Annotated in this window: 11 protein-coding genes; 5 read left to right on the top strand and 6 right to left on the bottom strand. The window is 61.3% G+C overall.

What is annotated here, in order from left to right; all coding sequences use genetic code 11:
- Positions 1–56: 56 nt before the first annotated feature.
- Positions 57–1262: a DUF1176 domain-containing protein gene (locus tag ACVDG9_RS18870; RefSeq protein ID WP_447238703.1), complete on the bottom strand. Its 1206-nt coding sequence runs from the start codon at positions 1260–1262 to the stop codon at positions 57–59.
- 269 nt (positions 1263–1531) lie between these two features.
- Here ACVDG9_RS18870 and ACVDG9_RS18865 point away from each other — a divergent pair, with 269 nt between their 5' ends.
- The 3 genes from ACVDG9_RS18865 to ACVDG9_RS18855 all read left to right on the top strand — a co-directional run bounded on the left by ACVDG9_RS18865 (position 1532) and on the right by ACVDG9_RS18855 (position 4489).
- Positions 1532–3436: an OmpA family protein gene (locus ACVDG9_RS18865; RefSeq protein ID WP_447238702.1), complete on the top strand. Its 1905-nt coding sequence runs from the start codon at positions 1532–1534 to the stop codon at positions 3434–3436.
- A 262-nt stretch (positions 3437–3698) separates the two neighbouring features.
- Complete coding sequence (locus tag ACVDG9_RS18860; RefSeq protein WP_022997999.1) at positions 3699–3872, top strand: hypothetical protein; 174 nt, start codon at positions 3699–3701, stop codon at positions 3870–3872.
- A 329-nt stretch (positions 3873–4201) separates the two neighbouring features.
- A complete protein-coding gene (locus tag ACVDG9_RS18855; RefSeq protein ID WP_055655763.1) occupies positions 4202–4489 on the top strand; it encodes a GIY-YIG nuclease family protein in 288 nt (95 codons plus the stop codon).
- A gap of 765 nt (positions 4490–5254) precedes the next feature.
- Here the strand turns inward: ACVDG9_RS18855 and uvrB are convergent.
- The 3 genes from uvrB to ACVDG9_RS18840 form a co-directional block, all read right to left on the bottom strand.
- Positions 5255–8185: an excinuclease ABC subunit UvrB gene (uvrB, locus tag ACVDG9_RS18850; protein WP_447238701.1), complete on the bottom strand. Its 2931-nt coding sequence runs from the start codon at positions 8183–8185 to the stop codon at positions 5255–5257.
- A gap of 285 nt (positions 8186–8470) precedes the next feature.
- Complete coding sequence (locus ACVDG9_RS18845; RefSeq protein WP_447238700.1) at positions 8471–8743, bottom strand: DUF1344 domain-containing protein; 273 nt, start codon at positions 8741–8743, stop codon at positions 8471–8473.
- A gap of 133 nt (positions 8744–8876) precedes the next feature.
- Complete coding sequence (locus ACVDG9_RS18840; RefSeq protein WP_447238699.1) at positions 8877–9140, bottom strand: hypothetical protein; 264 nt, start codon at positions 9138–9140, stop codon at positions 8877–8879.
- Between the two features lie 494 nt (positions 9141–9634).
- Between ACVDG9_RS18840 and ACVDG9_RS18835 the strand changes: the two genes are divergently transcribed.
- Positions 9635–9991: a hypothetical protein gene (locus ACVDG9_RS18835; protein WP_055655753.1), complete on the top strand. Its 357-nt coding sequence runs from the start codon at positions 9635–9637 to the stop codon at positions 9989–9991.
- Positions 9992–10023: 32 nt separating this feature from the next.
- Here ACVDG9_RS18835 and ACVDG9_RS18830 read toward each other — a convergent pair whose 3' ends face one another.
- Both ACVDG9_RS18830 and betC read right to left on the bottom strand, forming a co-directional pair.
- Complete coding sequence (locus ACVDG9_RS18830; RefSeq protein WP_447238698.1) at positions 10024–10392, bottom strand: mannan-binding lectin; 369 nt, start codon at positions 10390–10392, stop codon at positions 10024–10026.
- Positions 10393–10801: 409 nt separating this feature from the next.
- A complete protein-coding gene (gene betC, locus ACVDG9_RS18825) occupies positions 10802–12319 on the bottom strand; it encodes a choline-sulfatase (protein WP_447238697.1) in 1518 nt (505 codons plus the stop codon).
- Between the two features lie 214 nt (positions 12320–12533).
- On the opposite strand from betC, the gene ACVDG9_RS18820 reads away from it, so the two are divergent.
- Positions 12534–14108 (top strand): ABC transporter substrate-binding protein, encoded by a 1575-nt coding sequence (locus tag ACVDG9_RS18820; protein ID WP_035909848.1) that lies wholly within the window; start codon positions 12534–12536, stop codon positions 14106–14108.
- The last annotated feature ends 46 nt before the right edge of the window (positions 14109–14154 follow it).

Genomic DNA, 14154 nt, shown 5'->3' with positions numbered 1-14154 from the left:
CTCTCGGCTTGCGCCCCGCTTGTCCGGATTGATGTTGGTGTTCTGGGGCGAAGGCTCTAGTCCCCCATCTCGTCGATCGTCCAGCTCACCGGCCAGCCCTCGGGCGGGCCGGTGATGCCGTCGCAGTCGGTCTTTTCGAGATGTTCCATCAGGGTGTAGTTGCCGCTTTCAGCTTCTACCTCGTGGCGCTCGAAGGTGCCGCAGTCGTAGTTGGGCGAGTGGTAGGTGGTGCCCGTCACCTGGCCGCTGCCCGGGTCGTAGAACAGGTTGTTGACCAGGGCATGGTTGGGCTGGTTGAAGCCGGGGGGTGTCTCGAACTCCTTCCATTCGTCCAGCGACGGATCGAAGGGAACATGCATCGCCAGGTAGTAAGGCACGTTGAGGTCGGCCATCTGACAGGGAACGACCCAGGTCTCCACGTCGCCTTCCGCGTAGTATTGCGCGCCGAAGGCGGGCACCGTTTCCGCAAGCTGACACCCCAGCGTGCGGTAGCCCATCATCTGGATCTCGTCCGGAAGCTCGCTGACCGTATAGACCTGACCAATCTCGCCGCGGTTGACGCCGCTGTTGCTGGTCTCCTGGGATGGCAGAATCGGTGGCGGCAGATCGTCGACGGGTACCTCGGCAACGGTTTCGGCTGGTGCCGGAGACGGGGCGGGAGCAGGCTGTTCCGGTGACGCGGATGAAGCGGCGGCTGCGGCAATGCCGGTGGCTTTGGCAGAAGGCAAGCCACCCCAGGCCACGATGGCGTCCTGCCGGCCGATGCGACCCTGCACTTCATCCATTTTCAGGAGTGCATGGGTGATGCCGACGAGCGAGACTTCGTAGGTGATAGTGCCCGCGCTACCGCCAAATTCGATCTGGATCGAAGCGCCCTGGCCGAGGCGCAGGTTTTCGATCAGGTCCCGGTCGGCGTCACCACCGAAGGTCATCTCATTGCCGGTGTAGACCTTTGAAGCCTTGCCGAAGAAACCGACATTGTCCTCGTCACCTTCGATTTCGATCCGGGCGCGCATGCCGGTTTCGAGTGGCGTTTTCGGCCTGAGGGTTACAAAAACCTGCGCGTCTGCCTTGGCGCTGCGTTCCACCTTAAGCCTGAACGCTTCGTCATTGGAACCGGTGCCTTCGGTTTCGGCAATGCAGTAGGTCTTCTCGTTGCAACGTAGCGACCAGTCGCCGAATTCGGTTCTCGCGAGTTCGGCTGCCGCCGGCCCGGCAAGGACCAGCGCGAGCGATGAAAATGCAAGTATTTGTTTTGTCATGTCAGCCCCCTCTGACAATGCCGGCTGGTCGCCGGACCCCACCCCACCATGACCCTGTGTGACCGCAAGTCAATCGGGCGAAAGACGGATGTACGGAAAGTCGAGGTGACGCGAGGCCACAACCGCATCCGCGAAAATGACGTTGGAACAAAAGCTCTGGTCACTTGTTTTCCTTCGAGTGTTCCAGGCCGTGATCGGTTCGGGAAAGTTCGTTGGGGGGCGAGAGGATGAAAAGAATGACGTCGAGATTGCTTCGAAATTCAACGGCCATGGCACTTGTCCTGGCGATCGGCCTGCCGCTGCAGCCGGGTGTGCCACGTGCTCAGGAGACGACTGTCGATTGCGCGGCTAACCCGGATCAGGAAGCCTGCAAGAATCAGGAAGCCGCACCTGCGGAAGAAGCGCCAGCCACTGACGCGCCTGCCGAAGAAGCCCCCGCCGCAGAAGCACCTGCTACGGAAGCACCTGCTACGGAAACTCCTGCCGCGGAAGCTCCGTCTGAAGAAGCGCCTGCTGAGCCGGCACCTGAAGAAGGTGCGGTGGAAGATGTTGCCCCCGAAGCTGCTCAGGAAACCCAGGCGGAAGAGCCGGCGCCTGCCGCTACTGAGCCCGTCGCGACAGAAGATGCGCAGCCTGAGGCGAAACCTAAAGCCCCCGTGGAAGAGGCAGCTCCTGCCGAAAAACCCGCCGCGCCGGTTGAAGAAACCGCGCCGGTGGAAAAACCCCTGGCCGCGGAAGAAACGACCGCGCCGGAGGCAAAGCCGGAAGCTCCTGTCGAAGAAGCGGCGCCTGCGGAAGAGACCGCGGCCGAGCCGGCATCCGAACAACCGGTGGAAGAGCAACCGGCTGATGCCGGACAGGCGGATGCCGCGGAGAGCACGGAACCTCGGGCGGAAGAGCAGCCGGCGGATGCCGTTTCGACTGAAGCGCCTGCGGCCGAGGAACCCACTGCGCAGGAGAGCACCGAGAAGAGTGCCGAGGAAACCGCCCCAGCAGAGCCGGCTGCGGAAGAAACCGCTACCGATGAAGCTGGTGCCGATCAGAAAACAGCGGAACAGCCGCAGCCTTCTGAAGAGATTGCACCTGCTGTCGCCCCGGTCGAAGCCACCGCGGCAGATGAAACCGTGACCGAGGAGCCGGGTGAGCCGATCGCGGCCCAGGCGGCCGCACCGGCGGAAGAACCGGCGGCCGTCGTCTCGGACGACGCAACGGAAGCGCAGCGCGCCGAAATCAAGGCGAAGGAAGAACGCCGCCGTGATGAAGCCCGCGATCGCAGGCTGGAACTGCTTGGCGCCGCGGCTGTTGGTGTCGGCGTCGGCATGCTGATCCCGGCCCTTGGCGGCAAGGTGGTCGAGGATCAGGGGGACCGTATCATCGTCGAGCGGGACGGCGAATATTTCGTGCGCAAGGACGAAAGCAGTCTGCTGCGCTATGGCGATGACGAGTTCCACGCCGAACGCCTGCGTGGCGGCCGCACGCGCGAAACCGTCACCCGCACCAACGGCGTGAAGATCATCACCATCCGCGACGAGGGCGGCTATGTGCTTTACCGCTCACGCCTTCTGCCGGATGGCCGCGAATATGTGCTGATCGACAATCGCGAATACAACCACCGTCGCCGTAACTACGACCGCGAACTGCCGCCGCTGGAAGTCGGCATCCCGCGCGATCGTTACATCGTTCCGGCGGGCCGGGCGAACTATGACGAGATCTACCAGACTTTCACCGCGCCGCCGGTGGAACAGGTGGAACAGGCCTATTCCCTGCGGGATATTCGTGAAAACGAACGCCTGCGCGACAAGGTACGCCGGGTGGATCTCGACACGATCACCTTCGACACCGGCAGCGCCGTGGTACGCCAGAGCCAGGTTCCGCAACTTGAGGACATCGCCCGCGCATCCCAGGCCCTGATCGATCAGGACCCGACGACAGTGCTGTTAATCGAAGGTCACACGGATGCTGTCGGCTCGGATGTTTCCAACCTCGCGCTTTCCGACCGCCGTGCTGAAACCGTCGCCCGTATTCTGGCGGACATTTATGGCGTGTCGCCGGAGAACATGGTCGTTCAGGGTTATGGCGAGGACTATCTGAAGGTCGATACGCAAGGCGCTGAAGAGCGCAACCGCCGCGTGACGATCCGCAACATCACGCCGCTTTTGAGCGCGCGCAGGTAACAGGATAGCGGCGCGGCGCCAAGTTTATTGGCGCCGCGTTTCCTGCCACGAACCGGGCCCGGGACAGGAAGGTCTCGTCAGATGTGGGAAGGCACCATCCTTGCCATAACTGACATTGACAATTCCTGATGGCCCGGCTCATGTGGCCGCACAGATCGGTCCGCGCCGGAATTCTCCGGGTGGTCCGGGATTGATACGATTCGCCTGGCCGACCCTCCGTAGGCGAGCGACACATACGACAGAACCATTTTCGAAGGTCTTCATGCGACTGACACCCCCTTCCATTATCGTTTTCCTGATTTCTCTGGCCCTTTTCGTTGTCGCGGTGCTTCCCATGCTGGGCGTCGCCGTCCCGAGCATCGGCGTGTCCACCGTCCACCTGCTGATCGGTTCCTGGGCCGTGCTGGCCGCCGGCGTGCTGTTCAAGGGCATCTGAGCGGCTCAGATCTCGTAAGAAGATGAGCGAGCTACGCTCGTGCTGACGCGCTGGATTCCGGATCAGCGTGCAGCCTTGCTGCACTTGTCCGGAATGACGGTGGGGAGGAAAAGCTCGCCACACTTCTCACGCGTCCGAGTCCTAGGGCGCGATGGGGGCAGCTTTGAAAACGGATTTACCGTCAGAGTTACCCCTCCCTGACCACACCCACCCGTCATTCCGGACAAGCGTAGCGCAGCTGCGCGCCGATCCGGAACCCAGACATATTTCATGCCGCAGGCATGACCTTGTTTCTTGCAAGGCTTGGCGATGCACGGAATAGTCGCTCCATGCCCGCTGCCGTCTACATTCTCGCCTCGAACCGCAACGGCACGCTCTATATCGGTGTGACTTCCAATCTCCCGCGCCGCCTCTACGAGCACCAGAACGGCCTGATCGACGGCTTCTCCAAGACCTACGGGGTTACCAGGCTCGTTCATGCAGAACGGTTTGAACGGATGGATGAGGCAATCCTTCGGGAAAAACAGCTGAAGAAATGGCGGCGCAGCTGGAAGATCGACCTCATCGAACGCAGCAACCCGGAATGGCTGGACCTATCGTCGTCGGCGCTTTTGTAAAGCGCCACGCAGACCGCTTGGTTTTCCTGGATACCCGCAGCCTCAACCCCACCCACTCGTCCTCCCGGACAAGTGCGGCAACGCCGAACGCAGATCAGACATCGTCTGCGCCGCTGGCGGGCTTATTTCCCATGGATAAGGGGACTGAGGTGCGAGCTGCGCTCGCGCTGATGCGCTGGGTTCCGGATCGTCGCGCAGCTTCGCTGCGCTTGTCCGGAATGACTGTGGGGAGGAGAGATCTGCTGGTTTCGCAAGGTCTGACGAGCTGGACCTATCGTCGTCGGCGCTTTTGTAAAGCGCCACGCAGCCCCCTTGGATTTCCTGGATACCCGCAGACTCATCCCCACCCACCCGTCCTCCCGGACAAGTGCGGCAACGCCGAACGCAGATCCGGGATCCAGACATAATCTGCGCCGCAGGCGCGCTCATTTCCCATGGAGAGGTGACTAAGGTGCGAGCTCCGCTCGCGCTGATGCGCTGGGTTCCGGAACGTCGCGCAGCTTTGCTGCGCTTGTCCGGAATGACTGTGAGGAGGAGAGGCTGCGGTCGCCTCGCAGCTTCAGGCTTCCACTGTCATTGCAGGGCTCGACCCTGCAATCCATGCCGTGTCTGTTCGACAATCGAAGCTTCTGTGTTGGGCTCCGTCAGGGCATCGATCCCATGGTCAAGCCATGGGATGACGACAAAGCAGGGCGATGCGATCAATCCAAGCCTCGTCATCCTGGTCCGTCGAGCTTTTGAATACCCTCTAGCGGGGGGATCTCTTTACCGTCCCGGACGCCCGCTTTTCTTTGGTCGTCCGCGGTTGCGCTTCTCCTCTGCCGGGTCTTCGTAGGATCCCGCGCCGATCTTTGCTCGCACCAGCGGTTTGACCGGGTCTGACGAGCCGAGGGGGACTTCCGTGCGGCCGACGGTCATTTCGTCGAGGGTGTTCTTGCGCACCTTGGCGCTGGGGGCGGGCAGGGCGTTCCGGTCCTTGGCGGCCTGGGCCTTGTCGCGGGCGGTTTGTTTCTTTTTGCCGCTCGCGCCTTCCTTGGTGCCGCCGGCACCGAACTTGCGGTCGCCCTTGTAGCCGCCGGTCTTGCCGTCGACGTCGGACTGGCGGGCCATGGCGTCGTCGGCGACGGCCAGCTCGGTTGCCTGCAGGCGCTTGATCTCGTCGCGCAGGCGGGCTGCCGTCTCGAAGTCGAGATCGGCTGCGGCATCGCGCATCTGCTTTTCCAGATCCTCGATATGGGCCTTGAGGTTGTGGCCGACGAGGTTGCCTTCCTCCGCGAAGCCGGCGTCGATGGTGACGTGGTCCTGCTCGTAGACGCTTTCCAGAATGTCGCCGATGGAGCGGCGGACGCTTTCCGGGGTGATGCCGTTTTCCTCGTTGTAGGCGAGCTGCTTTTCGCGGCGTCGGTTGGTTTCGGCGATCGCCCGTTCCATGGAACCGGTCATGTTGTCGGCGTAGAGGATGACCTTGCCGTCGACGTTACGTGCCGCGCGGCCGATGGTCTGGATCAGCGATGTTTCGGAGCGCAGGAAACCTTCCTTGTCCGCATCCAGGATCGCAACCAGCGCGCACTCGGGAATGTCGAGGCCTTCGCGCAGCAGGTTGATGCCGACCAGCACGTCGAAGGCGCCGAGGCGCAGGTCGCGCAGGATCTCGATGCGTTCCAGCGTGTCGATGTCGGAGTGCATGTAGCGCACGCGCACGCCGTTTTCATGCAGATATTCCGTCAGATCCTCGGCCATGCGCTTGGTAAGCGTGGTCACCAGCGTGCGGTAGCCTTTCTGGGCCACTTCGCGCACTTCGCCCAGAAGGTCATCGACCTGGCTGGTAGCCGGGCGGATTTCCACCGGCGGATCGATCAGCCCGGTCGGGCGGATGACCTGCTCGGCAAAGACACCGCCGGACTGGTCCATCTCCCAGGAACCGGGAGTTGCCGACACCGCGATGGACTGCGGCCGCATGGCGTTCCATTCCTCGAAGCGCAGCGGACGGTTGTCCATGCACGACGGCAGGCGGAAGCCGTATTCGGCCAGCGTCGCCTTGCGGCGGAAGTCGCCCCGGTACATGGCACCGATCTGCGGAATGGTGACGTGGCTCTCGTCGGCGAAGACGATGGCGTTGTCCGGCAGATATTCGAACAGGGTGGGGGGCGGCTCGCCCGGCTTGCGGCCGGTGAGATAGCGGGAATAGTTCTCGATGCCGGCGCAGGAGCCGGTGGCTTCCAGCATTTCCAGATCGAACATCGTGCGCTGTTCCAGCCGCTGAGCCTCCAGCAGGCGGCCGTGCTGGTTCAGCTCCTCAAGCCGGTGCTTGAGTTCGTCCTTGATCGACTTGATTGCCTGGTTGAGCGTCGGCTTGGGCGTGACATAGTGCGAGTTGGCGTAGATCTTGACGCTTTTCAGCTCGCCCGACTTCTGTCCCGTGAGCGGATCGAACTCGGTGATCGACTCGATCTCGTCGCCGAACATGGAAATGCGCCAGGCGGTGTCCTCGTAGTGGGCCGGGAACAGCTCGATGGTGTCGCCGCGCACCCGGAAGGTGCCGCGCTGGAAAGCGGCATCGTTGCGCTTGTATTGAAGGGCCACAAGATCGGCGATCAGCTGGCGCTGGTCCATGCGCTCGCCAACCTCGATGGCAAAGGTCATGGCGGTGTAGGTTTCGACCGAGCCGATACCGTAGATACAGGACACCGAGGCGACGATGATGACGTCGTCGCGCTCCAGCAGCGAGCGGGTGGCGGAGTGGCGCATCCGGTCGATCTGCTCGTTGATCGAGCTTTCCTTCTCGATATAGGTGTCCGTGCGCGGAACATAGGCTTCCGGCTGGTAGTAGTCGTAGTAGGAAACGAAATACTCGACCGCGTTGTCCGGGAAGAACGACTTGAATTCGCCGTAGAGCTGGGCCGCCAGCGTCTTGTTGGGGGCCAGGATCAACGCCGGACGCTGGGTGCGGGAAATCACCTGCGCCATGGTGTAGGTCTTGCCCGAGCCGGTGACACCGAGCAGAACCTGCGTCTGGTCGCCGTTTTCCATGCCTTCCACCAGGTCGGCAATGGCGGTCGGCTGGTCGCCCTTGGGCTCATAGGCGGACTTCAGGACGATCGGCACACCGCCTTCGGACTTCTCCGGGCGCTCCGGCCGATGCGGCACCCAGAGCTCGCCGTTCTTGTGCAGGGGGTTACCGCTTTCGATCAGCGCGGACAGCGCCTCCACCGTCGCAGTGGCACCCTGGTTGCCGGTCAGCTCGCCGTACTTGCTTTCCTTGTTCTTCTTCTTGTTGTCTTTCTGGTGCTGCTTGAGCTGCTTTTCGAGGTTTTCGGCCTCTTCCAGAGACATGTCGAGACCGGCCACCGGGTTGAGGCCGCCTGCCGCGCGTTCGCGGGCGCTGTCTGCCTTGCCGATGGAGGTGCCGCGTGACGACTTGGTCGGCTTTTCCTTTTTCGCACTCACGGTGGCACCGGCCTTGCGGCCTGACTTCCGTGACAGCGCACCGTCGTTCCGATCCTCTTTTCCCTCACCAGCGCTCCGGGGGGCTGCCTTCCTGGGCTCCGGCTTGTCTGCTTCCTGCGATATTTCCGCTGCCCAATCACTGATCGATCCGGACAGGGGCGTTCCCGAAAGTGACTTCTGGGGCGCTTCGCCGAAGCCGTCAGCAGAGGTCGTGTCGTCGGAGGAGGATTTGGTCGGGCGCTTGCTCATGGCCGCAATATGGTCCGGTTGCGCGCGTGAGGAAAGGGGGTGGTTGCGGGTTTGTTCCGCTTTTTGCCACTTCCTGTCAGTCTCCTGACATAAGGCTGTCAGGAAGTCCACCGACAGGCGGAGGTCGGTGGATGAAGATCAGAAAAAATATCGGCCCGCGAAGGGCAGGTCGTGCGGGCCGATGGAAAAGTTGGACATTGGCCGTTTGATGGGGCCTTGGCCAGTATCGGGCTGGTGTTCGCCCTGTCCGGATAGTGAGAATGACAGGGCGAGATGCCGGGCAGTTCAGTTCACGACCTGGAGTGCGGTCACCAGGCGGTCGCCGGACACTGTTGTCGTGAAGGTGATCAGGACTTCCGATCCGATCATCAGATCTTGCGAACTGAGTGTATCGGTCAGAAGAAACCTGGACCCGTCTTCAAGGGAAAACAGGCCTTCGAAGGGATCGATGGACAGGATCTTACCTGCGATTTCATCTGCGAGCGCGGACCGAAGGCCGTGCGGGGGCAAAGTCAGCAACAACGGCGCCGTCGCAATCGCGATGAGCCATTTTGGCATTCACGTCTCCTTGTGCAAAAGGGGCGTCAGGATCCGGTCTCGGGGGCGTCGCGGATCCTGGAAAATGAAGGCGGCACACCATCAGCCTCCGTCAGGCCGAGGCAGTTTCGTGGCGCAGTGGCATGACGCTGGCTTAGGGCTGAACCTCTATGGAGAGGATCGAGTCGACGCCGTTTTCCGAGCCATTGTAGTGAATGGTGACGGTCTTTCCCGCAGCCATGGTGTCCGGCACAGCGACGAAGCTGGAAATAGTCTGGAACTGTGTCTTGTCGCTCAGAACAAGCGTACGAGTTGCCGGGTTCCAGGTCTCTACGGAAGCGGTCACGCTGTCGGCAGCTGCGGGCGCCAGGCCGGCAGCAAGGAAGGCAGCACCAAGGACAAAGCCGCGAATGGCCATTGCAGATATCCTTTCAAGGACAGAGATGTTTGAAGGTGCAGTGGTTTCGCGGCCATGACGGCTTGTTGCCAACGTCATGACGGCTTGGGTTCTCTATCCATCTCATGCCTTGGGAAGTCCAAAAGCACTGCCTGGTGAGTGGCTTACGCGGGACGCGCTTGACCCTGCTGACGTGGATTCAGCGCTTGGATTGCGGCGGAAATTTGTTCGAAATCAGGGGTGCAAAAAATATTGTCTGGCCAGGTTTCCGGCAGGGCTTTGAGCGCCTTTTCGGCAGGATTTTCGCCACGTTTGGGCGCGTTGGAAGCCCAGGCACACGCGCCGGAAAATACACCTTCAAAGGGTGATGTGCCCACGTGAGGCTGTTGTTTCTCTTTGTAAATCTTTTGCGTGCTGCGTAGTTTGCTGAATATTCGGGGTTTCAGTCTCGTGCTATAATCGGCTCCATCAGATCACAAGCAGACAAGCTGCATCTTGCGCGGAGGAGGCGAAAGATGAGACTGAGAACTATTGTTGAAATCACGCTGATGACCGGCATGTTTTACGCGGTTACCCCGGCAGGGGCCGATCCGCTGGACCTGACCCATCAGCCGGATCTGACAGCAGCGAAAGTTGTCCTTGCAAGCCTGGATGGCGGGCTTGAAGTGCCGCCGATGCCCAACATGTCGCCGCGCCTGTCCGGCGCCGTGGAACTGCCGGGATCATCGACGGACAAGGGCCCATTGATGCAGGTTGCCGGCCGTTGCGGTTCATCGGAGTATTACTGCGACTCGCCCGGTTTCCTTTATTGCTGCGGCAATTCCTCGGATGGGTTCTACTGCGCAGCCGATGTCAACGGCTGCACGAAGTAACACCCGGTCGCGTCCGCCCGCCCACGGGCGGGCTAGCGGCAGTCGCAAACGGACATGCGTCCCTGCACGGTGGTACGCCACTGGCCGCTCCAGCTGAGACCGTTGCCAAAGCAGATGCCGGGGCATTTGCCCTGCGCATCGGCGTTGTTCCAGATCGGCCCGGCCTGGATTTCACCTCCCGGGCTGGCCTTCTCACACGCACAGACCGACATCTGCCCCTGTACCGTCGTATGCCACTGCCCATTCCAGCGCGTTCCCAGCCCGCCGCAAACACGCGGACATTTCGCCTGCGCGTCACCATTGTTCCAGATCGGCCCGGCCTCGACGTTGTAGGTCTGTGCGCTGGCGGGAAGTGCAATGAGCAGGAAGAAGAGCGCTGTGAGCAGCTTCGGCAATCGCATCGGGACCTCCGTAGATAATCGATCCGCCAGAGCTTCCATTACCTCTCGCCGTGTGTCGACCGGGAAGTTCTGTGTGAACTGGTTTCTCGCATGGTGTGGCCCTGCTTCGGCAGGGCCAGGATCGGGGATCGCGGTGTCCGTGGGGCGGTATCTGGAAAATTTTGAGGTCAGACGATCACTGGATCCCCGCCTTCGCGGGGATGACAAGGAGGGGTGGTGGACCATGGGGCTTAAAGGCGGACGGGGGCTGTCTCGCTCAGCATTGTCATCCCGGTTTGGCGCAGCCAAGACCGGGATCCAGTACCCCTTGGAGCCGGTAAATGGACATGCGCGAGGTCAGAGGCTTACTGGATCCCCGCCTGCGCGGGGATGACAAGGGTAAGCGAGCCGGTCCAGGAAGAAAGCGGGTTCACTCTCCTCGCGGATACCTCTGGCTTTCTTCCACGATGTTGAGGTCCATGTGGTTGCGCATGTAGCGTTCGGAGGCTTTTTGCAGGGGCTGGTAGTCCCAGGGGAAATAGGCGCCGTTGCGCAAGGCCTCATAGACGATCCAGCGGCGGGCCTGGGACTGGCGCACTTCGGCGTCGAAAGCGGCCATGTCCCATTGTTTCCCTGCGATTTCGGCAAAACGCACGGCGGTTGCGGCATGTGCCGGGTCGGCGGCGAGGTTGGTCAGTTCGTGCGGGTCGTCCGTCACGTTGAAGAGCTGCGGCGGGTCGAGTTCGCAATGGATGTATTTCCAGTCGCCCTCGCGGATGCCGACCAGCGGGGCGTAGGAGGCTTCGGCGGCATATTCCATCAGCACCGGTGCGGTACGGGCTTCGCCTTTTGCCAGCGGAACCAGGCTGGTGCCGTCGGTCCAGGGCATGATCTCGCTCATGTCGATGCCGGCGAGGTCGCAGACGGTCGGCAGAACGTCGAGCGTGCTGACCGGATCGGAAATGTGCTTCGGCGCGAGATCTGCGTCGGCAACCATCAGGGGCACGCGGGCCGAGCCTTCGAAGAAGTTCATCTTGAACCACAGGCCGCGCTCGCCCAGCATGTCGCCATGATCTGAAACGAAGAGGATGGTGGTGTCCTCGGTCAGGTCCATCGCGTCGAGCGCGTGCAGGATTTCGCCGATCTTGTCGTCCAGATAGGTGATGTTGGCGAAATAGGCCTGTCGCGAGCGGCGGATGTCTTCTTCGGTGATGTTGAAGTTGCGCCAGTCGTTGGCATCGAAGATGCGCTTTGCATGCGGGTCGTGGTCGTCGTAGTCCATCGCCGGAACCTGCGGCAGCAGGTGCTCGCAGTCCTCGTAGAGATCCCAGTACTTCTGGCGGGCGACATAAGGGTCGTGCGGGTGGGTGAAGCTGACCGTCAGGCAGAACGGGCGGTCGTATTTGCCGCGGCCGTAGTCGTGGATCTTGCGCACGGCCTGGAAGGCGACATCGTCGTCATATTCCATCTGGTTGGAAATCTCGGCAATGCCAGCGCCCGTGACTGACCCCATGTTGTGGTACCACCAGTCGATACGCTCGCCCGGCTTGCGGTAGTCGGGCGTCCAGCCGAAATCGGCAGGGTAGATGTCGGTGGTCAGTCGTTCCTCAAAGCCGTGCATCTGATCCGGACCGACGAAATGCATCTTGCCGGACAGGCACGTGGTGTAACCGGCGCGGCGCAGATGATGGGCATAGGTCGGGATGTCGGAGGCGAATTCGGCGGCATTGTCGTAGACGCCCGTACGGCGTGGCAGCTGGCCGGACATGAAGCTTGCGCGTGCCGGCGCACAGAGCGGCGAAGCAGTGTAGGTGTTCTCGTAGCGAATCGAACGGGCGGCAAGTTTCTTCAGGTTTGGTGCGTGCAGAAACTCCGCCGGGCCGTCCGGAAACAAGGTTCCGTTCAACTGGTCGACCATCAGGATCAGGATGTTCTTGCGCTTTCCCATGCTGCTTCTCCGCCGCGAGTGAGGACCTTGCCGCAAGTGTTAGCTTTTTTTTAATTGAGCGATCAATCAAAAACGGCATAGTATGAAAAACAGGCGTCTTGGTGGCTGGCAATTCTGTCCGGATCAAGGACGTTCAGGGCAGATTTCTTTCGCGCGGACACGTTCACGCGGCGTCATTTCCATAATGAGGACATCAAAAAGAGGGGACATGAAAATGGGAAATCTTAACAAGCACATCCTGCAGTCCGGGGTCTCCCGGCGCAGCATCCTGCAAGGTGCGGCAGCGATCGGCGGAGCGGCTGTTGCCGGTCAGTTCGCCATCGGTCCGGCAGCCGCGCAACCCAAGAAGGGCGGCACGTTCAGGGTTGGTATCGCCGCCGGTAACACCAGTGAAAACTATGACCCCGGCACCTGGGACAATGTCTTCGTACAGGTGTTCGCCACATCCCGTCATGGCTACCTCATCGAGATCACCGCAGATGGTACCCTGGTGGGCGAAGTGGCGGAAAGCTGGGAGCCGTCTCCCGATGCCACGGTCTGGACTTTCAAGATCCGCCCGGGGATCGAGTATCACAGCGGCGGCACGGTCAAGCCGGAAGACGTGGTGGCCTCGATCAACTATCACCGCGGCGAAAACAGCACCTCGGCGGCGAAGCCTTTCGTCGACCCCATCAAGGACATCAGCGTCGACGGCGACAGTGTCGTGTTCACGCTGGAAGCGGGCAATGCAGACTTCCCGTTCGTGGTCAGCGACTATCACTTGCCGATCATGAAATCCTCCGACGGCAAGATCGATCCGACCAGCAGCGACGGTTGCGGTCCCTACAAGGTCACCAACTACCAGCCGGGTGTCATTGCCGAGCTGACCAGGAACGAGAACTACTGGAAGACCGACCGGGCGCATTTCGACGACGTCAAGCTGCTGACCATCGTTGACCCGGCAGCGCGTCAGTCAGCACTCCTGACCGGCAATGTCGATGTCATCGATCAGGTGGACCTGAAGACTGTCGGCCTGTTCAAGCGCTCGCCGAACGTCACGATCCTGTCGACCACGGGCACGCAGCACTACACGTTTGCGATGGACACGCGCACGGCGCCCTTTAGCGACAACAATGTACGTATGGCGCTGAAATATGCTGTCGATCGCCAGGAACTGGTCGACAAGATCCTGTTCGGCTACGGGGCGGTTGGGAACGATCATCCGATCAGCCCGTCAAACCGCTTCTTCGCGGACGACCTGGAACAGACCACCTACGATCCCGACAAGTCGAAATACTACCTGAAGCAGGCCGGTCTCGATTCCCTTGACGTCAGCCTTTCAGCGGCTGATGCGGCCTTCGGTGGTGCCGTCGATGCGGCCGTGCTTTATTCAAACAGCGCGAGCAAGGCCGGCATCAACATCAAGCCGACGCGCGAGCCGAATGACGGTTACTGGTCCGATGTGTGGATGAAAAAGCCGTTCTGCGCGGTCTACTGGGGCGGACGTCCGACGGAAGACTGGATGTTCTCCGTGGCCTATGCGTCAGGCGCTCCCTGGAACGATACCTACTGGGAGAACGAGCGTTTCAACCAGTTGCTGAAGACGGCACGTTCCGAGCTTGATGAAACCAAGCGCGCCGATATGTACCGCGAAATGCAGAACCTGGTGCGCACCGACGGTGGTGTGATTATTCCGATGTTCGCCAGCTATGTCATGGCGCACAACGAAAAGGTCCAGCATCCGGAAAAGGTTGCCGCCAACTGGACCCTGGACGGTTTCCGCGCCGTCGAACGCTGGTGGTTCGCTTAACAGAACCAAGACGGCACCTGCAGCCGTTAAGGCGAAGGCGGTGGAA

Source organism: Roseibium sp. RP-7 (genome assembly GCF_053005225.1).
The sequence above is the reverse complement of the archived record's forward strand: the minus strand, read 5'-3'. Positions and strand labels throughout refer to the sequence as shown.